The organism is Pullulanibacillus camelliae (assembly GCF_014642655.1).
GTDB classification, from domain to species: Bacteria; Bacillota; Bacilli; order Bacillales; family Sporolactobacillaceae; genus Pullulanibacillus; species Pullulanibacillus camelliae.
The window spans coordinates 234,821-256,327 of the sequence record NZ_BMIR01000001.1 but is presented as its reverse complement, the minus strand read 5'-3'; the positions used below and the strand labels follow the sequence as shown (position 1 = coordinate 256,327).

Genomic DNA, 21,507 nt, shown 5'->3' with positions numbered 1-21,507 from the left:
TGGTTGAGATGCATTCGATAGAGGGAGGTTATTAATGTGGAGCAAGCTTATATCCATTTCATCAGCTATAATTCTGTGGAAGAACTTAAGCTGCTGAAGAATAAGAAACTTTTCCAATATCCTAAAATAACGCTTGTCTATGATAGGAAATACCTGCCCATCCTTTATGTAGGGGTTGAAAAGGAACATCTTGTACTAGATGATATTAGAAACCTATCGGGTGAGGTTGCTAAATTTATGAAGGAAAAAGGATTTACAGAAGGGATTAGTCAAATCAGTGAGCTGACGTCCTTCTTTCAAAGGTGGGATCAGGCTAAAGTGTTGATGGCCTTTTATGAAGGCTGGTATTTAGGACAATATTCATTTAATAAATATAAAAAGGTTAAGGAAGATGGGCGAATTGAACTCATTGTGGAAGGAGATGATAATGACTATTATAAAAATATAGCCTTAATTAGAAGTAATGCTGTCATGCATGTACGTGATCTTTGTAATGAGCCGCCCAATGTATTATATCCTGAGAGCTATGAAAGAATGGTTAGAACTTTCTTTAGCGATAATGATAAGGTAGAGATAACCGTGTATAATCAAGAGGATTTGATCGAAAGGGAATTAAATGGTCTATTGGCTGTTTCTAGAGGCAGTGCGCATTCACCAAAAGTTATCAAGCTCTCTTATAAGACCTCTGAGACTGCGCCCCATATTGCATTAATTGGAAAAGGCGTCACCTTTGATTCTGGTGGAGTGAATATAAAATCGGGTGACTTCTCTGATATGAAGATGGATATGGGAGGCTCAGCAGCTGTTGTGGGAGCCATCCATTTGCTCAGTCATATGCATGCTGAAGCTCATGTGACTGCAATTATACCCATAGTCGAGAATCTGACTGATTCAAGATCACTCCTACCTTCTGAAATCATACATTACAAAAATGATACAACAGTTCAAGTCGTTAATACAGATGGTGAGGGGCGATTGATTTTGGCGGATAGTCTTTTATTAGCACAGGAACTAGGGGCTGAGACCATTGTGGATATTGCGACTCTTACCGGATCAGTCGGTCATGCTTTGGGTCTTAAAGTTGCTGGATTATGGAGTAACACGGAAACTGTAGCGCTTAAGCTGAAAGAGATTGGTGAGGAGAATGGGGATCTTATTTGGCCAATGCCTCTTGTAAGCGAATATAAGGAGTGGTTGGAAAACCCTTATGCAGATATTTCGAATGTAGGAACAAATGCCTATGGTGGAGCGATAACAGCAGCAGTGTTTTTATCACACTTTGTCGAGCCAGGCATAAAATGGGCACATATCGATATGGCAAATACAGTACAAAGCTGGAAAACGTTTGGTTACTATACATCTGGTGCGTCAGGTTTTGGGGCTAGATTATTAGCAGACTTTGTGATAGGTGAGAAATAACAAATGAAAATAGAAATCATTGCTCAAAATGTGGATGATGCCCTTGAAGCAGAGAAGGCAGGGGCTGATCGTTTAGAATTGGTCACGGCTATAGAAGAAGGAGGACTCACCCCGAGTTATCAAACGATAAAGGAAGTAGTGGAATCTGTAGAGATTCCAGTCTATGTCATGGTGAGACCCCACAGCAAGCATTTCAATTATACAGACAATGAATGGTATACCATTCAAGAAAATATTATTGTCATTAGAGAACTTAAGGCTCAAGGCATTGTATTTGGCTGTTTAAATGAAGATAGAGGCATTGATGAAAAGCTATTAGAAAAAGTGCTTAAAGTAGCAGAAGGATTAGGTGTCACTTTTCATCGAGCATTTGATGAGGTAATTGACCAAGAACAAGCCTATAAAGTTCTTTGTTCTTATTCAGATGTGATCGAGAGAGTATTGACATCCGGCGGAGCGGAAAAAGTACCGCAAGGAATAGAGGCGTTGAAGCGGCTGATTCAATGCTCACAAAACTTAAAGGGGCCGAAGATCTTAGTTGGATCGGGTTTAAATCCTGATAATTTGGGTGCTATTCATACGGCTTTACAAGCTGAGGAGTATCACTTTGGTTCAGGCGTTCGGCAGTCCTTCTCCTTCCATCACCCCATCGTCCCCTTTAAGATGGAGAGAATTACTCGCATATTAAAATAAACAGAGACGTGGCTTCACAGCATCTTTCAACGGCTATATAAATGACAAAAAGAGCTCCTGTCGGCTCACTACCGACTTCGGGGCTCTTTTTTTAATAGGTTTTAGTCGTAAGTCCTTTACTAAAATGTGCAGGAGTGAAAAGCGTTATCCTACCTCTTCAGATGTACTTATCAACTAATTGTAAATAAAAGAAAGTTCACCAACTAATAGACATAGTATAACAATTGCCTATCTTCCCGCTTTGATACGCCGTCTTCGTGTTAAGGTGTCGATTGTGACAGCGATAAGTAAGATGGCACCTTCGATCAGATATTTAGTGCTAGACGGGGCGCTGAGCAAATCCATACCATTTTCCACGCTGCCGAGAACGAGGGCACCGGCTAAGGCGTTGTACACACTGCCACGACCGCCGAATAAGCTGGTTCCACCAATGATCGCAGCGGCGATGGAAAGCAGTAAGAGATCACCAGTTCCAGTAGCGGGCGAAGCGGCTCCGAGTCTTGAGGCTCCGAGTATCCCACCAACTGCTGCAAGACCTGCAGCGAGGATAAAGACACTTACTTTTACCCATTTGACTTTTATTCCAGCGCGGCGGGCGGCTTCGGCGTTGCCGCCTAATGCATAGACATGACGACCAAATAAAGTGGATTGGGTGACAAACCCAAAGATAAATACCAGAAGAATAAGGATTAAAGCAGACAAGGGGATGCCTTTATACAAGTTGAGTGTGAGCACGACAATACTAGTAATGATGGCAACCCCAATGATTCTTAACATGAGCTGATTGATAGGAGTGGCCTTTAGTCCTTTTTGCGTGCGACGTTGCCTCTGCCCAAGTGTTGCCCAAGCAAAGACAGCAACAGTGATGGCGGCTAAAAGCCAGCCCAGCCATCCAGGGAGATACGTGCTGGAAATCGCAAGAAGCGTAGGATTGATAACGGGAACTGTTCCTGTGTCTCCTAATAGTGCGAGTAAAATTCCTTGATAGCCTAAAGACCCCGCTAAGGTAACAATGAAAGCAGGGACACCAATCAGTGTCACCCATAATCCCTGAAAGACGCCAATAGCGATTCCAGAAAGAATGGCAATAATGATAGCGATAATCGCACCAAATGGTCCTGTCCAAGATGTGGCAAGTATGACCAAAATCCCAGCTGAGACCCCGCTGACGGCAGCAATTGACAAATCAATTTCCCCGAGTAAAAGAACAAATGTTACCCCGATGGCAAGCGTTCCAATATCAACGATTTGTTGTACGAGATTAGATAGATTTCTCGGGTCGAGAAAATGGGGGTTGAGAATCTGAAAAACAATCCATATGACTATCAAAGCAATGATCACAGGAATAAGACCAAGATCTCCACTTGCTAGGCGCACTTTAATAGAAGAAAAAAGGCCTTCATCATTTGTAGAGGTAGGCTCCTTTTGACCTGGAACAGTCGACATTTACATCTCCACCTTCCTAGAAGCACCAGTAATCGCCGCGACGACATCTTCATTGGTGACCTCACTATTTTTATAGTGAGCTACTGTTTCACCATGCCTGAGTACCGTAATGCGATCAGCCACTTGAAAGACATCGGTTAAATTATGAGAAATAACGAGCACGGCAATATCTTTCTTAGCCAGTGTACGAATGAGGTTAAGCACTGAACGTGTTTGGGCGACACCAAGAGCAGCAGTTGGTTCGTCCAGTAAGACAAGCTTAGACCCCCATAGAACAGCACGTGCCACTGCGACGGTTTGACGCTGTCCGCCTGAGAGACTGGCAACGGGTGTGGTGAGTGGTGGTAGATGGATTCCTAAAGAATCGAGTACAGGAACAGCTCGCTTTTCCATTTCTTCTTTATCTACAACAGAGAGCACTCCCGGAATGAGGGGTCTTTTCAGTTCCTTCCCAAGAAATAAATTGGAGACAATATCTAAGTTGTCACAAAGGGCCAAATCTTGATAAACGGTTTGGATACCTAATGCTTCTGCAATACTCGGACCATTTAATTTCACTGCACGCCCTTCAATGGAAATCGTTCCTTCATCCGGTTGATCGACACCGGAAACCATTTTGATAGTAGTGGATTTTCCTGCGCCGTTGTCACCAACAAGTGCCAACACTTCTCCTGATGAGACATGCAGATTGACACCTTTTAGCGCTTGGACGGCTCCGAAGCGCTTTTTTAAATTTTCTACGCGTAATATTTCGCGTGGTCTATTGGCTTCACTCAATGTTATTCCTCCTGCTAGTTGCTTTCTAAGGGGGGAAGTCCCCCTTTAGAAATGATCTATATTAATGTTCGGGACATTTTTGGGCAGCATCACCTGTACAAATTTTATCCCATGTTGTATAGCCGTCCTTGATAACGGTATCTGCAAGGTTATCCTTTGTGACGGCAATGGGGTCCAATAATACAGAGGGGACATCGGTCATATTGTTGTTGGTTTTCCCATTGACTAGCCCTTTAGGTGGCGCTTTACCTTCTGCTAAAGCGACCGCTAATTGCGCTGCAGCTGTTGCTTCTTTTTTTACATCCTTATATACGCTCATTGACTGTGTGCCAAGCACAATATTACGCAGACCATCATCGGTTGCATCCTGACCAGTTACTGGGACTTTGCCGGCTAGGCCTTGGGCTTTCAAGGCCTTTATTGCCGCTCCTGCATTGCCGTCGTTGGCAGCAAGAACAGCATCTACTTTGTTATCGAGCTTCGTTAGCGCCTGTTCGGTCTCACGTAAGGCATTATCTGCTAACCATTCTGGTGTATAACTTTCGTAACCTTTAACAAGAGTCTTATCCTTGAACAACGGATCAAGAATAGTGTGGGCACCTTTTCTAAATAATAGGGCATTATTGTCACTTTGTGCTCCGTTAATCATGACAACTGTTCCCCCCTTAGGTGTATGGTCAGCAATATATTTTCCTTGTAATTCACCTACTTTTTCATTATTAAAAGAGATATAATAATCCTCTTTAGCGTTTAAAATTAAGCGATCATAAGAGATCACCTTGACGTCAGCATCCTGTGCTTTTCGAACGATCGTCGCTGCGGCCTTAGAGTCTTGAGGGTCGATGACCAATACCTTAGCTCCAGATGTTATCGCTGACTCAGCTTGTTTTTGCTGTGTTTGCTCATCTCCTTGAGCGTTTTGATAAATTACTTTTATGTCTGGATTCAAGTCCTTAACCGCTGCTTCAAAATCGGGTTTATCTTGACTTTCATAGCGAGCGGATGTGCCGGTTTCTGGAAGGAGAAGGGCGATCGTTGCTGTCTTCTTTTTACCGCCAGAGCTAGAAGTCCCATCACTATTAGATTGAGATCCGCAAGCAGTTGTGAAAATCATCAAAAGGATAATGCCAGCAATCCAAAAAAACCATTGATGTTTACTTACACCTTTTTTGTGCTTCAAAAATCATTCCCCCTATAAATGAACTGAGCGATAATGCCAATGCCTCTTTATTTATGCGTTTCATGCCCTTAGATGAATAAAGTTATCTCCTCCCTTACATGAAATGAATAACGAAAGCGGTTTCTTTTTTGCCTTATCACCCCTCTTCAACAAAATATGGTCGGATAACATAGCGAAATCAGCCTGACAATATTCAATTTATTTCTATAAACTGAAAAAATTTCGCTTGATTAACAAAAAAAGACATAACAGGTCATTCTAAAGTCTTAAGCCATAAGTGATAAGGAAATTTATTTTTTAACTAATGTATTAATGCAATAGAGTGATAAAAAGATGCAATATTATCTGACAATAGCGTTGACTTTTGGAAAGGCAATTGCTAATATAATTAAAAGTTTTAAAATTTGAAATACTGGTTCTATTATAGAACCAAAAGGTGGCTAAAGTTTGGGGTCAAAGACACTATTAAAATCATTATCATTGCTCGACAAATTTACTCTTGATACACCAACTTGGGGATTAAGAGAGTTAGCCAGAGAATTGGACATGAGTCATACCATTGTCTATCGATTGTTATCTACCTTTGAGGAGAAGGGCTACATCTATCGAGACCCTGATACGCATAAGTATCATCTTGGCATTAAATTTATGGAGTTAGGCAACATTGTGGAGGACAATTTGAGATTACTAGAAGTGATCCAGCCTATTATGAAAAATATTGCAATAGAAACAGGCGAGAGTGTAGTTCTGACTATTCTGGATAATCTTGAAGGCATTTTTGTCAAGATCGTTGAAAGTGACAAACACGTTCGTTTTGCGGAGTCAGTAGGAAGACGATCTCCTTTATACATTGGTGCTTCACATAAGACCATTCTTGCTTACCTTCCAAAAGATACCCAACAAAAGGTTATTTCACAGGGAATAGCAATGCAGGTCAAGCAAATAAAGTCTGAAGCTCTTTTTATTCAGCAGTTGGAAAGCATTCAGGAAAAGGGATGGGCATACTCTGTGGGAGAAACCTTTGAAGATGTGTCTGCAGTGGCTGTCCCCTTGTTCGATGGCCGAGGAACGATTGTTGGCTCTTTATCTGTAGCGGGTCCAGTTTATCGGTTGTCTAGCGAAGCTGCTCAGCAGCAGCTCGTTATCCTGCAACACTATCAAAAGGAAATGAACGCAATTTTAAGCAACGCCCTATTGCCTACTCGGCGGGAGGCTTTTATAGGGAATCTTCTTTAATAGTTTTTAAAAAGGGGGATGAAGGTGGAAAAGATACTGGAGGTTAAGGAGCTCGTCACAGGGTACAAGGGGAAAACGGGGTTTTTAAAAGCTGTAGATGGTGTCTCTTTTGACATTGAAAAAGGTGAGACAGTCTGTATTGTAGGTGAATCTGGAAGTGGGAAGAGTGTTACCTCAATGAGTATTATGAGACTCGTAGATTACGAAAATGGCAAAATTTTGAGTGGAAGCATCCGGTTTGAGCAGGAGGAACTGACTGATAAAAGTTCTGATGAAATGCGGCATATAAGAGGTTCAAAAATATCCATGATTTTTCAAGAGCCCCTGACAGCACTTAACCCTGTCTTTACAGTAGGAAAGCAAATTACTGAGGCCATCTTATTGCATCAATCTATTACAAAAAAGAAGGCCATGGAAAGAGCTGAAGAGCTGCTACGCTTGGTAGGATTATCAGATCCCAAGACGCGGTTGAAACAATTTCCGCATGAATTATCAGGCGGGATGCGACAAAGAGTCATGATTGCTATCGCCTTAGCCTCTAATCCGGAATTATTAATAGCGGATGAACCGACGACGGCATTGGATGTTACCATAGAGGCGCAAATACTAGAACTATTGCGCACGATAAGAGAACAGAGAAACATGTCGATTATGTTAATCACTCATGACATTGGGGTAGCCGCAGAAATGGCCCATCGGATCATCATCATGTATGCTGGGAAAATTGTAGAAATAGGTAAAACAAATGATATCCTGCAAAGACCTTACCATCCTTATTCCAAAGGTTTAATGGAATCTGTACCAAAAATGGACGGGCAACGCGGGGTGCCGCTACAATCTATTGATGGCACAATTCCTAGTTTGCATGAAATGCCTAGTGGATGCCGCTTTTCACCACGTTGTCCTTTGGCCACAGATAAATGTCGAGGAGAAGCTCCACAATTAGAAAGAAAGGGAGATAGACAGGTGGCTTGTTGGCATGTAGATAAATTATTACAGCAGGAAGATAAGACACAGGTAAAGGAGGGGATATAAATGAGGTTGGAAAATCACGCGGGATTAGATCATCAGCCGTTAGTAGAAATAAAACACCTTAAGAAATATTTCACTATTAAAGGAGGTGGTGTATTCAAAAGAGAGAAAAAGGAAATAAAGGCAGTCGATGATGTATCTTTTCAAATTTTTAAAGGTGAAACGCTTGGTCTGGTAGGGGAATCAGGCTGTGGGAAGTCAACGCTTGGTAGAAATCTATTGAGGCTTCAAGAGCCAACAGCAGGTGAAGTCTTATTCCATGGGGAAAACATCCTACAGTATAAGAAAAAACAACTCAGAGATTTACGGAATAAAATGCAGATTATTTACCAAGATCCTTTTGGCTCTTTGAACCCGAGATTTACTATCGGCCAAATCATTGGGGAAATGTTTGCTATACACGGCACGGCAAAAGGTAAGGAAAAGGAACAGAGAATAAAAGAATTGTTAGCACTTGTCGGTCTAGATTCGAGTAGATATAACAGCTATCCGCATGAATTTTCTGGAGGACAGCGGCAGAGAGTGGGGATTGCCCGCGCCTTAGCTCTTCAACCTGAATTTGTTGTTGCAGATGAGCCCGTTTCGGCTCTGGATGTTTCTGTGCAATCGCAGATCATCAATCTTTTAATGAAATTAAAAGAAGACTTAGGGCTAACTTTGCTATTTATTGCGCATGGGTTAAATGTTGTCCGACATATTTCTGATCGGGTGGGGGTGATGTACCTTGGCAGGATGGTTGAGCTTTCCGAGACAGATAATATTTTTGATCATCCAGCCCATCCTTATACAGCAGCCCTTCTGACGACAATACCTGATGCCAATCCAAACGCAAAAAAAGAACGCATCGTTCTGAAAGGTGAGGTGCCTTCACCAGCTGCCCCACCATCAGGGTGTAGCTTTAGGACAAGATGTCCATTAGCAACGGAACGATGCGCTAAGGAAGTACCAAAATTGCAAGAAATTCGAAGCGGCCACTTCGTATCTTGCCATTACCCTTTAGAAAAAGGGCAATCCCTGAGAGATGCTATCGTATGACAGCTAATGTCTTCTCTAGAGAAAAATGTCTATATGTCTATTGTATACCAACTTTATCTTAAAAAAAATAAATGAATAAGGGAGTTTTGAGTGTGTCAAAAATCATGCATAAAAATGCCAAAATATATGATGGATATAAATCTTTTCAGTATTTGGAACCAGGAGTAGATTATAAACAATTTAAACTGGCAAAGGAAATTGGCAGGGTGCCCGAGTATGCTTATCCTGTCTCTGAGGAAGAGGAAGCCGTTGTTCAAGATATTTTTAATGAAGAAAATATCATCTCTATGCATGAACATACTTTTATCGCACCCGAAGATTTATCGCAATTTTATGAGTTTAGGAGACAAGGGCGTGACTATACAGCCTTTGAGGCACTGAGTCAATCGGGCCTCGATGTCATATTTGAGAACTTTATGGATGGGACGGCTATGGTCACCTCTCTAGCAGGTTGGAAATGGTCTGATGTGATTCATGACTTAGGTATTAGAATGAGTGACATTGCTCATCAGGATATGGTGATCAAAGCAGAGCGTCTTTCCGACTTATATCGGGCCAAGAAGGAAGGGAAAATCGCCTTTGTTTGTGCACTGGAATCCTCAACAATGATAGAAAATGAGTTAGATCGCCTTGATATATTGTATGGCTTTGGCGTGCGGACGATGGGAATTGTTTATTCTGAAGCCAATCAACTCGGATCTGGCTTGCGCGAGCCCAACGATTCTGGACTTTCTGTCTTTGGCAAACAAGCTGTCCAACGCATGAACAAATTAGGCATTACCATTGATGTATCGCATTCAGGTGATAAAACAGCTTTAGATACCATTGAAACAAGTGAAAAACCGGTCACCATTAATCATGCAGGTGCACGAGGCTTGTGGAATACAAAACGGATGAAGCCGGACGATGTCATGATCGCTTGTGCTGAAAAGGGGGGTGTCATAGCAATAGAAGCCGCTCCTCATTCAACGGTAACAGAAAAAAATCCTCGTCATAATATTGAGTCATTTATGGAGCACTTTGAATACGTAGCGAATTTAGTAGGGATTGATCATGTTGCTTTTGGGCCTGATACATTATTCGGTGATCATGTAGAACTGCACAATGTGTTATCCGGGCAATTATCTATCAAAAGCTCCCAAGCCTCTAATTTACAAAGAGTAGAGTATGTAGAAGGGTTAGAAAATCCGGCAGAATGTTTTCCAAATATTGTGCGCTGGTTAGTCCATCATGGGTACAATCGTGAACAAATCCGCAAGGTTATCGGTACTAATATTCTTAGAGTATTAGAAGCGACATGGGCTAAATAATAGAGAGAGGAAACGGGTCATGCTGAAATATATGAAAGTCACACTAGTCACACTGATAGCAATCGCCTTGTTGACAGCCTGCTCCTATAGTAGTGAGGGAGATCAGTCATCGACATCGGCGTCAGATTCCGGGAGTGGACAAGCTCAAAAGGGTGGGAAGGTAACGATTCCAATCGTTGCCGACCCTACGTTTAATCCATGGAGTCCCAATGCCTTTGCCGAATCGAACGTAGTTAACCGAGTGCTTTTCGATGGGCTAACAAAACCAGGTAAGGATTTACAACCATCGCCAGATTTAGCAACAAGCTGGGAGACTTCAAATGATGGTCTTGTTTGGACATTCCATCTTCGTAAAGGTGTTAAATGGCATGATGGTAAGCCATTTACTGCAGATGATGTTGCTTATACCTTTAATGATATTGCCTTAAAAAAATCCTTAGGTGCGAATAATGCTTCTTATTTTAAATCAGTAAAAAATGTTGAAGTGGTTGATGATCACACCGTTAAATTTAACTTATCAAGCCCTTTTGCAGCCCTGCCTGCTTATCTAAGCTATAACACAGAAATTTTACCAAAGCATATCTTTGAGGGAAAGGATCCTTGGAACTTAACCTCATTTAACAAAAAGAATCCAGTTGGTACGGGGCCATTTAAAATTAAAAGCTATACTTCGGGTCAAAGCGTGGTTCTTGAACGTAATGATGATTATTGGGGAGATAAAGCTAAGCTTGATGAAGTGGAGTATAAAGTGCTCCCTGATGCCAATACGCAAATTGCACAATTATTGAGTGGCGAGCTATCAATATTTGCATTATCTGATCTTTCTTCCATTGATATGCTTAAGAATTCCCCAAAAGTGGATGTGGCCGGAAAGGATATTCCTGATTTCTATTGGGTCATTGTCAATCAAAAGGAAAAGAAATATCAAGATCAGCGAGTGAGACAAGCCTTTGAATATGCGATAGACCGTAAAAACATCATTAAGACCGTATTAAAGGGCTATGGTAAAGTTGCAAATGCTGCCATTTCGCCAGCGCTAAGTCAGTATTATACCGACGATGTAAAGCAGTATAATTATGATCCTAAAAAGGCGAAGGAACTTTTAGCTGAGGCGGGATGGAAGGATACGAACGGAGACGGTATTGTCGATAAGGATGGGAAACCCTTTACTGTTAACTTTGAAATTGGTCTTCAAGGGAACCTAAAGGCAATTGCTCAGCTTGTTCAGCAGTATCTTAAGATCGTTGGCATAGATGTTAAATTGAAGACAATGGATTGGAACTCGATGATTGATAAAGTTGTCATCCAACGTGATTATGATATGACCTTGAACTGGTGGAAGTATGCTGCTGATCCAGATTTATCAGCTTATATGCACACGGGTGGCGGCAACAACATACCCGCTTTCAGTAATAAAGAGCTGGATGAGTTATTAGAAGCGGGTGCTCAAACAAGCGATGTAGACAAACGAAAGCAGATCTATAATGATGCGCAAAAGGTGATGTCTGAGCAGCTTCCTTATTTATTCCTCTTTTATCCAGAGGAAGTGCTAGTCAAGCAAAAAACACTAAAAGGTGTTCCTGATCTAGACTATAGCGATACGCTTTACTATATCAATGAATGGTACCTCAAAAAATAAATGAGAAGTGAGGGTGAGACAAAACGCAAAGGAGATCACCCTCATACCAACGATAAGATTTTAAAAGGAGTTAGAGAAATCGGAAGTGTCGTCAAAATACGGGGATTCCTACGGGAAAGCACGTGTCCGAGGACCACTTGGGAATCCTTAAAGATCTTTGTCTAAGTGTCTTACATTCTTCAAAGACCTTTGGCTAAAAGCATCACATCCATGTGATAACACCGAAGCTAGCATACCCTGCGCGTCGAACACCGAAGCTAGCGCATCCTGTGTGCCTGAGGCGGTGTCTGTGGAAAGCAAAGTGTTTTGACGGAACGCTTCTTGACTCACTCAAAAAGCCGAACGTATTCCTTCGAAATTGTGAATGCGTTCGACTTCTCTATTTAACTGAATCCTTCCGTTCCAGCCCCATTTCTTTTTAATACGTGGAGTAAGCAAAAGCTTTCTCTCAGGTGCAGAGTTAGAGCAGAGCTTTGTTATCTAGAGGAAGGATGCGTCAATAAGATGAATAGCAAAAAAAGCTGATGCTAAGAGTTATTTATGAATTTGAAAGGAAAAGGAGGGAATGGTCATGCTTCGATTTTTAATTCACCGCATTGGGCAGAGTATCATTCTATTGTTTATAGTGACAATCATTACTTTCTTTTTAATCAATCTGGCCCCAGGCGGACCTAAAGGTGTCACACGTATGGACGCTTCACCAGAAGAGAGACAGGCTATGATAGAAAGATATGGCTTAGATAAGCCTGTTATTGTTCGATATGGAGAATGGTTAAAGGGAGCAATTCATGGAGATCTAGGCATCTCTTATACATCTAATGAGCCTGTTATAAAAAGAATTGATGAGCGTTTACCCTATACGATTGAATTAACTGTGTATACCATTATTTTCTCGGTTGTTTTCGGAATTATTTTTGGGGTGATTTCCGCTATTCGAAGGGGGAAAGTCTTAGATCACTTGATTAATTTTGTCAGTGTGATTGGATTATCCATTCCAGCATTTTGGTTGGGGATTATGCTCATTTTATTGTTCTCTGTTAGCTTGCATTGGTTGCCATCCTCAGGTGTGGGCCCCAGGGGCAGTGACTTTAATGTATTGGGGTATCTCGCTCATCTTATTATGCCTGTCATTATCCTATCAACGACGGTATTGCCCAATATTGTGCGTTTCACCCGCTCCTCTATGTTAGAGGTCATATCACAAAATTTTATCAGAACAGCGCGAGCGAAGGGTGCGAAAGAAGTCGTCGTGATTTATAGCCATGCCCTTAGGAATGCATTAATACCTGTCATCACAATTATTGGTGTGATGATACCTCGGCTGTTAAGTGGAGCCGTGATTACTGAGTCGATATTTGGGTGGACTGGCATAGGGAATCTCATTATTGAAGCAGCTAATGGTAGAGACTATCCATTGGTCATGGGGATTACAGTGGTGATAACAGTAGTAGTTATTATCTGTAACCTTCTGGTTGATTTGATTTACTCTCAGGTCGATCCGCGTGTGAAGAATGTAGCGTAAGAAAGGAGACCTTGATATGACAACAGCAAGGAATATAAAGGATTCATTGTCTCAAGCCGAAGTGACAAAGAAAAAACGGCAGTTTGCTGTTCTGACACATCTTAAACAAAACAAAGTGGCGTTCATCTCATTCATCTTTCTTATATTGGTCCATATTATTGTCTTTTTGGGTCCATTTGCTTGGCATGTTACACCCGAACAAATCTCTAAGGACGGATCACTTGTTGGGTGGAGTTTACAGCACCCGTTTGGAACAGATGACCTTGGCAGAGATGTCTTTTCCCGAATGCTTCATGGGGGGCGAGTCACTTTACTTGTGGGGCTATGTTCTATGCTATTCTCACTGATTATTGGAACCTTTATTGGTGCGTGTGCGGGATTTCTTGGTAAGGCTGTGGAAGCTGTATTTATGCGCATAACTGAAGCGATGATGGCTATCCCTAATTTCTTTTTTGTATTGGTTGCCTTGACGGTGCTGGGAACAAGTCCGTTTATGGTCATCATTGTCATCGCCTTCTCTTCGTGGATGGAGATTGCCAGGATTGTATATGGAGAGACTTTGAAATGGAAGGAATACGAATTCGTTGAAGCGGCAAATGCCTCAGGTGCATCAACGGCTCGAATCATGGCGAAATACATTTTGCCTCAGATTATTCCATCGATCATCGTTTCTGGAACATTGACCATTGCGTGGGCGATCTTAACAGAAAGTGCTATAAGTTATCTAGGTTTAGGTATTCAACCTCCGACGGCAACATGGGGAAATATGCTACAAAATTCACAGCAATATATTTGGACGGCTCCAATACTGGGCATTCTTCCAGGGATTGCTATTACTCTCGTTGTATTAGCTTACAATTTTTTAGGCGATGGATTGCGTGACGCCTTAGATCCAAGGTATGTCAATAAATAGCCCTATAGATGTTCCATAACAAATGAACGTCAAATATGGAGTTGTTTTGAAATTTACTTTAAAGGGTGATTCTAGAAATGATGATAAAAATCAACGGAAATAATATATATTATGAAATTCATGGGAATCCGGAGGGTGAACCCATCTTTTTCATTCATGGCGCTCCAGGGTTAGGCGACTGTAGAAATGATATTAAAGCCTTTTCAGCTTTAGGTGATGACTATCAGCTTGTCTTTATGGATATGCGCGGTTCAGGGCGTTCTGAGGGGAAGCCGCCATTTACACACGAACAATGGGCGGCAGATATTGAGGAGTTAAGAAAAAGACTTGTTGATGCGCCAATAAAAATACTTGGTGGATCATATGGTGGGTACTTAGCATTAGAATATGTGATCCGCTATCCTGAACAGGTGACGCATGTTTTACTACGAGATACGGCCCCTAGTAATGATTTTGATCATTTATCCATCGATCGTGCCTTAAAAAGTCAGCTTCCCGGAGTAACGGAAGACCGTCTTGTAAAATTATTTGCCGGTAAAGTGGAGTCAAACCAAGAACTTAAGGACATGTTTGCAGCGATTCAGCCACTTTATACTGTGGAATACGATGAAGAAGCAGTGAAAAAACGATTGGATTCAATTTTTTATCGGTTTGAAACACATAATTTTGCTTTTAGCGTGAATAAACCTCGATACGATGTTCAGCCACAATTGCCTGCTATTAAGGTACCGACACTGGTTACGGTAGGGCGTCATGATTGGATCACTCCTGTTCTTTGTTCTGAGATTATTGCTGAGCATATCCCAAATTCTAAGCTCGTTATTTTTGAACAAAGTGGACATTCACCACACCTTGAAGAAAATGAGGATTATTTAAAACTTGTCCGTAATTTTTTGCAAAAGAACTCTGTCGGGAAAACAGACAAGGCTTCATCTGAGTCTTAACCCCGAATGAGCCTATTGACTAAAAGGATGGAGTAAAGCAGTGGATGATCATCTCATTAAACTTTCGATCCTACAGGAAATTGGAGGTAAGAGGTCTTAGTGTGGACCGAGGAAGAACGGGTCGATTTAACCTTTGCTTCCGTTGGAGCACCTACTCGGCGCTCCAGCCTAAATGGCTTAAAGATAGGGGGGGAATGAGTGATTTCAGGCGCAATAGCTGGGGGTTCTCCCGATTTTAGCATTCGGGAGATCAACCAGTGGTATAGACAAATCCTTGGAGCTTCAATGAGACTTTGGGAAGATTTCTTAAATGTAATGCGTTTGGTTTGGCAAAAGAAAGTGTCACCGCACATTTATAGGACCTATACATGAGATAGAACACAGGAAGCCCAGCGTGCATTAGAAAAAACGCGAGCACTTCGGTAAGAGGTCTGTAAACATTGGTTAGGTCAGGTAAAAACATGCCTCTATTAAGTAGAGCACTGCCTTTCATTTCCTCCGGTACGTGTCATAAAGGATCAGGAAAGCCCATGTCTGAATTTTAGAGGTGCCAAATCTTACTATAGCTCCTTCCAAATCACTTTATAATCATCATTTTTGCTTTCTTTTCTTCTTTCTTTTTACAAGGATAATAATGACAACCACGATGAGCAGAATGCTGCCAGCTAGAATCGCACCATATTTAATCAGATCTGCTTTTGTGATGAACAGCCCTTCTGGGGTGTTATCGCCGTTGCCTTTTACGATGATATGCTCTGCCCGATTGGCATCTGTCCTTTTTAAGGAATAAGTAAAGGTTCTATGCAGGGTTTGTCCAGCATATGTCCAAGTGATATCAGCCTGATAGGTCCCGGGCTGTCGAGCTTTTTCATCATCAATTAAAAGCGAAAAATAACTTTGATCCCCAGGATAGATCGAGCCCATACTAGCTGTCTTGGTCATGATTAACTTATGTTTTTTATAGATCCTGACCGTCCCCTTAGATTTTTCCAGGACGTTTCCTTTATTAGCAAGATAAATATCCAAAAATAAATCTGCACCATTCCAAGTAGGCGTGAGCTTTGTAAGCGAAAGCTGGTGTTTTTCTGGTCCCTTGATTTTTACCCACACAGCATAAGCTTGTGAATATGCATTGTTTACAATGATTTTTGCTTTGTTGGCTTGAGGACTATTTTGGCGACTCTCGGCGGGGACAAATTTATACAATTCAACATTGGCGATGTGATCCCCTGGCAATGCTGTCTTAGGAATGGTAAAGGATAAGGGTAAAACTTTTACTTCACCAGGCTTTAAAACAATGTCCTTCTGCTTGAAAGTGAACCATAGTGAGGTTCTTTGTCTGGCGGCACTTTGAGGTGTGAGTGTGGCCATACCGCCGCCTTTACCTGTGACTGCATCTGAGATAAATAAGGTACCACTCCCTGAAAGCTGATGAGAGGGATTAGATATTTTTAAAGAAATGGTATGGCTTTCGCCGGGCTGGCCTTCAATGTAAAAATAACCACTTGTATTGGTCCCAGCAGGTTCAATAAATAATTTGCCTTCATCTGCATGAGCGTGGTGGATGTTGAGACAAACGAAAAATAAGAGACAAAAAAGTAATTTCTTCATGCTGTCCTCCAATAAAAAAAGCTAAGAATGAATGAACATTCTTAGCTTGAGCAAAGCTATAACAAATTATTAAATTAAGGAGCTACAGTAACGGCGTATTGGATGGTTGTCGAATAGTCACCTGCAAACATACCGATACGTGTAGGATCCGTGACATTTGCAAATTTTGAATCAGTGGCATCACTTGGTGTAAGTGTAGCGTCTGCTGGTAGATAGTTCGGCAAGGATAAAGCGTACGTCACATTGGCAGAATAGGCGCCAGCGCCGTATCCTTTATCAGCTGTTACAAGGGCAACACCGGAAGGGGAAAGGGATGTGGCACCTGTTTGTGATGTGATGCCTTCCATGCTTCCGGCAATATTAGATAGAGACGCTGTGTTTGCTTTAAGAACAGAGCCGATAGGAAGGGTAATTTGAACTGTATCGCCAGTCTTACCCGTCGTTTTATCTTCAACATTGGCTGTTAAATCAGATGCAGATACTTTAATCTGCCAGCCTTCGTTAGTCCCACGGTTATCGTCAATACGAAGATAATCATTGGTATTGATTGTTGAGAATTGTTCTGTAACATCAACTGTACCAATGGAGCCGAAGCCAACAAGTGAATTGCTTGAAGTGACATTAGAGCCTTCTGTTAAAGCATTCTGATCTGTATTGCTTGCAAAATTTAAAGTGCCGCCTGTGATTGTACCGGAACTAGCAGCAAACGCAGAATTCGCTGACAATAAAGCACCGAACAAAATGACTGCAGGGATAAATTTACGTACTTTTTTGAACATAGATGTTTACCTCCACCATTTTATTAGTGCAGTAGAGTATCCCGTGGAGAATCTCTCTATCGTTCCGCGGCAACTGGCAGACATAGCACGAAGCTTTAGTCCCTATAGTTTTGCGTCCCAATCTTTCAATTGGTTTGCTCTTTTCAACTGCTAGCTTGATTATAAAATCCTTTTGGGTGTCGAACAACGCAAAAAATATTCCATTTTTATGGTCAATTTTTCCTCGCAGATTCGTAGCTTCATATTAAAACACTCCTCTTAACTGTTATCTGTCCATCAGTTAAGGGGAGTGTTTTATTTTTAAAGCATTGATTCAATCTATGTATCCTGCCGATTTACAATCGCTTCAATAAAATGTGCAAGATGCGTTCTCTCTTCTTCAGTTAATCGTTTGATATTTTCAAGCAGTTGTATAAGTTCAGGCGAAAACTCTGAGGCATTGCCAAAAAAATCACCAAGGGAAATATCAAGAGCCTCGCAGATAGTCTGTAATTTATCAAGTGAAGGTGTTGTACGTCCTCTCTCAATATCACTCAGATAAGGCTGAGAAATATAAGCCATTTTCGCTAACTCAGTTACTTTTAAATTTTTTGATTTTCGTATGTTTTGAATTCGCATACCTATATTCACATCTATCACCTAACCCCATTATATAAGGAATCAATGGGAAGTGTTGGGGTTTTATACAAATAAAATATCGTAAATATCTATAAAAATATTGAAATAAATAGTTATTAAAGATATAATTTTGTCTGTATTCGTTTTATTTAGAAATTAACTCATTATTGATAGGAGGGAAGGTAATAATGAAGCGGCAAAATGGTGGGGCGTTTATTCTACAAAATAAATGAAAACGCTTATCTTGTATGGCCGCTTAGGTACAAAAAAGAGTAGAAAGGGGATAAAGGTTGAGTAAAAAAAGGCCTAATATTATCATTTTTAATCCTGATCAATGGCGTGGAGATGTGATGGGGCATCTAGGAAATGAGGCAGCAATGACGCCAAACTTAGATCAACTTGTTCAAGAAGAGGCGGTGTCTTTCAGTCAAGCGTATTGTCAAAATCCAGTTTGTACACCAAGTCGTTGTTCATTTATGACGGGCTGGTATCCGCATGTCAGAGGGCATCGCACAATGTATCACATGCTTCAGAAGGATGAGCCTGTGTTATTAAAGACTTTAAAAGAATCAGGTTACTTTGTCTGGTGGGGAGGCAAAAATGATTTGGTTCCTGCTGAATATGGCTATGAGGATTATTGTGACATTAAATATAATCCGAAAGAGAAGCCCTTGCCATACTGGGGAGGAAATGATGAATGGCGAGGTGAGCCGGGAAGTGATACGTATTATTCCTTTTATGTTGGAAGGATAGCTAAACTAAACGATGCTGAGTTTTATTACGATTCAGACTGGGCAAATGTGTTGGGGGCCATTGAACAAATAAAAAATCGACCAGATGATCAACCGTTCTGTCTCTATCTTCCCTTGCTTTATCCCCATCCACCATATGGAGTAGAAGAACCTTGGTTTAGCCAAATCGATCGTGGCAAGCTTCCTGAGCGTATCAAGAGCCCTGAACAATGGGAGGGAAAGGCTAGCCTACTGAAAGGGATCTATGAAAGGCAGAATATGAAAACGTGGACGGAAGAGCGTTGGGATGAATTAAGAGCTACCTATTATGGGATGTGCGCACGGGTGGATCACCAATTTGGCATGGTGATGGAAGCCTTGAAGGATGCAGGGATTTATGATGAAACAGCTGTATTTTTCTTTTCAGATCATGGAGATTTTACTGGAGACTATGGATTAGTAGAGAAAACTCAAAATACATTCGAAGATTGTCTGACCCATGTTCCTTTAATCGTTAAGCCACCTCTGGGAATTGAAATTAATCCAGGGGTCAATGAGGCTTTAGTGGAACTCATTGATGTCTCCGCAACGGTTGAAAATTTAGCTGGTATAACGCCAAGCCATACCCATTTTGGACGTTCGTTGCTGCCCCTCATTTCAGGAGAAGTAAAGGCGCAGCGAGACAGTGTTTTTTGTGAGGGTGGGCGACTTGCTGAAGAAGATCATTGCAAGGAATTAGAATCGCTTTCGAGCCAAGAAACAGGTCTTTATTGGCCAAGATTAAGTTTACAAATAGAGGATGGACCAGAACATACAAAAGCAGTGATGTGCAGGACTAAACGCTATAAATATGTCAGGCGGTTGTATGAGGAAGATGAATTATATGATTTAGAAGCTGATCCTCATGAACTGGACAATCGTATTCATGATCCACAGATGCATGCGATTTTATCAGAAATGCAAGAAAGGGTTCTGACATTTTATCAGGAAACATGTGACGTTGTTCCACATCATCCGAATTTACGTGGACTCTAAATTACCTGCTTTTTAGTCACTTAAAGAAACAGTATTTGAGGAGGGGTATTTTGCGGAAACTATTTAGTTTGGCCATGGGCATGATCCTGTTATTCTCCCTTGTCTTGGCGGGGTGTAGCAGTTCAGCAGATTCTAGTAGTCAATCATCTGCCGGCGGGAAAGCTACGATAACTTTATGGAACCGCTGGCCAGAGCTTAATGATGTGTTTAAAACGACGATTGCTGATTTTGAGAAGGAGAACCCGAAGATTCATGTAAAGTTAACCAATGTTCCGGCGGATCAATATGTGGCACAACTACAGGCAGCCATTCAAGGCAATCAGCTTCCTGATATATTTGGCTTTAATCCGTCACTTTCCTTACCACAGTTGACGGGTCTTGACGTCATTCATGATATTGATGATGTCATAACGGATCAGAAAAAGACTCAATTTGTTGATGGAACCTGGTCGGAGGGGTTTACAACGCTTAATGGTAAGGTTTATCAGCTCCCCCTTATGTCTGGATATCATTACACGAACATGATGTTTTATAATAAAAAGATTTTAAATCAATATGGGATTAAATCCATTCCGAAAACATGGGATGAATTTCTGAATGCAGGTAAGACCATTTATGAAAAGTCTCAAGGGAAAATCTATGGACTTATCGTTGCTGGTAAATCCTCTGCATCATATGAGACAAATGGTGAAATTATGTCCATGGCGACAGCGATCTCTCCAGAGGTATTTTGGAACTCAGGTGGAGTAACAGGCATCAATTATAAAACGGGTAAATATGATTTCGATACACCTGGCATCATTCAAACCATGCAGTATTTTAAAAAGCTAAAAGACAACAATGTATTACACCCCAACAGTATGCAAAGCGATGATATGCAGTCAAAAGGATTATTTGAAAATGGCAAGGCCGCATTTACTTGGGATGGAACGATGGCCGCTGGCATCTTTAATAATGATGGATTTAAAGATTGGGGTGCAGCCCCATTGCCAACAAAGGATGGCAAGCCCTCTTATGAGGGATTTCAAGGGGAGTCACCTGCAGGATTGCTCGTTTCAAAAAATACAAAGCATTATAAAGAGGTAAAAACATTTTTAAACTATATTATCGATCATTTTTACAAAAATTTAGCAACGGATGGCGTCGAGGAGCCACCAATACAAAGTGCTATGGAAGGCATCAAACAGCCCTATCCACAATTTCAACAAGTCGTGGACATTCAAGACAAAATAAAGATATTGGCTCCTAATCCATATGAAAGTAATGTAAAAGCGATTGATGTAGTAAATAATGCCCAAGGCAAACAGCCTCAAGACGATTTAGGGAACATATTGCAGGGGTATTTGTCAGGACAGATAAGTAATATTAAGGAAACGCTTAAAGATAGAACGGCTAAATTTAATAAGGCATTGACAGATGCGATTAAGAGTTCTAATGGCAAGGTTTCAGCTTCAAATTTTAAATTTTCTGATTGGACACCTTTTAAACCATATAAGGGGAATTAGTATTGCAATGAGTTAAATATCAGGCGGAGAGACGTTAATCGTCTCTTCTCTATATCTTAGTTTGATTCTAAAGGGGGAGCTG

General features: G+C 41.2%; 18 protein-coding genes and 1 riboswitch. Of the genes, 12 read left to right on the top strand and 6 right to left on the bottom strand.

The genetic code is table 11. The annotated features are described in order from the left end of the window. Positions 1–36 precede the first annotated feature (36 nt). A complete protein-coding gene (locus IEW82_RS01090; protein WP_188687993.1) occupies positions 37–1,419 on the top strand; it encodes a leucyl aminopeptidase family protein in 1,383 nt (460 codons plus the stop codon). A 3-nt stretch (positions 1,420–1,422) separates the two neighbouring features. Next, positions 1,423–2,112, top strand: a complete 690-nt coding sequence (locus IEW82_RS01085; RefSeq protein WP_188687992.1) for a copper homeostasis protein CutC — start codon at positions 1,423–1,425, stop codon at positions 2,110–2,112. Positions 2,113–2,340: 228 nt separating this feature from the next. Here IEW82_RS01085 and IEW82_RS01080 read toward each other — a convergent pair whose 3' ends face one another. From IEW82_RS01080 to IEW82_RS01070, 3 genes are all read right to left on the bottom strand, one after another. After that, on the bottom strand, positions 2,341–3,558 hold the full coding sequence (locus IEW82_RS01080; RefSeq protein ID WP_188687990.1) for a sugar ABC transporter permease: 1,218 nt from the start codon (positions 3,556–3,558) through the stop codon (positions 2,341–2,343). Next, the gene (locus IEW82_RS01075; protein ID WP_188687988.1) at positions 3,559–4,335 is read right to left on the bottom strand and encodes an ATP-binding cassette domain-containing protein; all 777 of its coding nucleotides are present in this window, start codon (positions 4,333–4,335) and stop codon (positions 3,559–3,561) included. A gap of 61 nt (positions 4,336–4,396) precedes the next feature. Continuing rightward, positions 4,397–5,515 (bottom strand): sugar ABC transporter substrate-binding protein, encoded by a 1,119-nt coding sequence (locus tag IEW82_RS01070; protein ID WP_229672165.1) that lies wholly within the window; start codon positions 5,513–5,515, stop codon positions 4,397–4,399. Positions 5,516–5,962: 447 nt separating this feature from the next. Here IEW82_RS01070 and IEW82_RS01065 point away from each other — a divergent pair, with 447 nt between their 5' ends. The 8 genes from IEW82_RS01065 to IEW82_RS01035 all read left to right on the top strand — a co-directional run bounded on the left by IEW82_RS01065 (position 5,963) and on the right by IEW82_RS01035 (position 15,146). Then, complete coding sequence (locus tag IEW82_RS01065) at positions 5,963–6,751, top strand: IclR family transcriptional regulator (RefSeq protein WP_188687986.1); 789 nt, start codon at positions 5,963–5,965, stop codon at positions 6,749–6,751. Between the two features lie 24 nt (positions 6,752–6,775). Then, on the top strand, positions 6,776–7,786 hold the full coding sequence (locus IEW82_RS19920; protein WP_373285682.1) for an ABC transporter ATP-binding protein: 1,011 nt from the start codon (positions 6,776–6,778) through the stop codon (positions 7,784–7,786). Beyond that, entirely contained in the window at positions 7,787–8,818 is a 1,032-nt protein-coding gene (locus tag IEW82_RS19915) for an ABC transporter ATP-binding protein (RefSeq protein WP_229672161.1), read from the top strand. 92 nt (positions 8,819–8,910) lie between these two features. Then, complete coding sequence (locus IEW82_RS01055) at positions 8,911–10,128, top strand: dipeptidase (RefSeq protein ID WP_229672159.1); 1,218 nt, start codon at positions 8,911–8,913, stop codon at positions 10,126–10,128. Between the two features lie 19 nt (positions 10,129–10,147). Continuing rightward, positions 10,148–11,767, top strand: coding sequence for an ABC transporter substrate-binding protein (locus tag IEW82_RS01050; protein ID WP_188687984.1), 1,620 nt, complete (start codon positions 10,148–10,150; stop codon positions 11,765–11,767). A 571-nt stretch (positions 11,768–12,338) separates the two neighbouring features. Next, positions 12,339–13,289, top strand: coding sequence for an ABC transporter permease (locus tag IEW82_RS01045; protein WP_188687982.1), 951 nt, complete (start codon positions 12,339–12,341; stop codon positions 13,287–13,289). A gap of 16 nt (positions 13,290–13,305) precedes the next feature. Further along, entirely contained in the window at positions 13,306–14,202 is an 897-nt protein-coding gene (locus IEW82_RS01040; protein ID WP_188687980.1) for an ABC transporter permease, read from the top strand. A gap of 77 nt (positions 14,203–14,279) precedes the next feature. Continuing rightward, a complete protein-coding gene (locus IEW82_RS01035) occupies positions 14,280–15,146 on the top strand; it encodes an alpha/beta fold hydrolase (RefSeq protein WP_188687978.1) in 867 nt (288 codons plus the stop codon). Between the two features lie 591 nt (positions 15,147–15,737). Here IEW82_RS01035 and IEW82_RS01030 read toward each other — a convergent pair. The 3 genes from IEW82_RS01030 to IEW82_RS01020 all read right to left on the bottom strand — a co-directional run bounded on the left by IEW82_RS01030 (position 15,738) and on the right by IEW82_RS01020 (position 18,166). Beyond that, positions 15,738–16,757: a DUF3324 domain-containing protein gene (locus IEW82_RS01030; protein WP_188687977.1), complete on the bottom strand. Its 1,020-nt coding sequence runs from the start codon at positions 16,755–16,757 to the stop codon at positions 15,738–15,740. 74 nt (positions 16,758–16,831) lie between these two features. Continuing rightward, complete coding sequence (locus IEW82_RS01025; RefSeq protein WP_188687974.1) at positions 16,832–17,536, bottom strand: WxL domain-containing protein; 705 nt, start codon at positions 17,534–17,536, stop codon at positions 16,832–16,834. A 65-nt stretch (positions 17,537–17,601) separates the two neighbouring features. Further along, a riboswitch (cyclic di-GMP riboswitch) is annotated at positions 17,602–17,685 on the bottom strand. A 169-nt stretch (positions 17,686–17,854) separates the two neighbouring features. Beyond that, positions 17,855–18,166 (bottom strand): helix-turn-helix domain-containing protein, encoded by a 312-nt coding sequence (locus tag IEW82_RS01020; protein WP_229672157.1) that lies wholly within the window; start codon positions 18,164–18,166, stop codon positions 17,855–17,857. Between the two features lie 278 nt (positions 18,167–18,444). On the opposite strand from IEW82_RS01020, the gene IEW82_RS01015 reads away from it, so the two are divergent. Next, positions 18,445–19,920, top strand: coding sequence for a sulfatase family protein (locus IEW82_RS01015; protein WP_188687972.1), 1,476 nt, complete (start codon positions 18,445–18,447; stop codon positions 19,918–19,920). A 50-nt stretch (positions 19,921–19,970) separates the two neighbouring features. Next, entirely contained in the window at positions 19,971–21,425 is a 1,455-nt protein-coding gene (locus IEW82_RS01010; protein WP_188687969.1) for an ABC transporter substrate-binding protein, read from the top strand. Positions 21,426–21,507 lie beyond the last annotated feature (82 nt).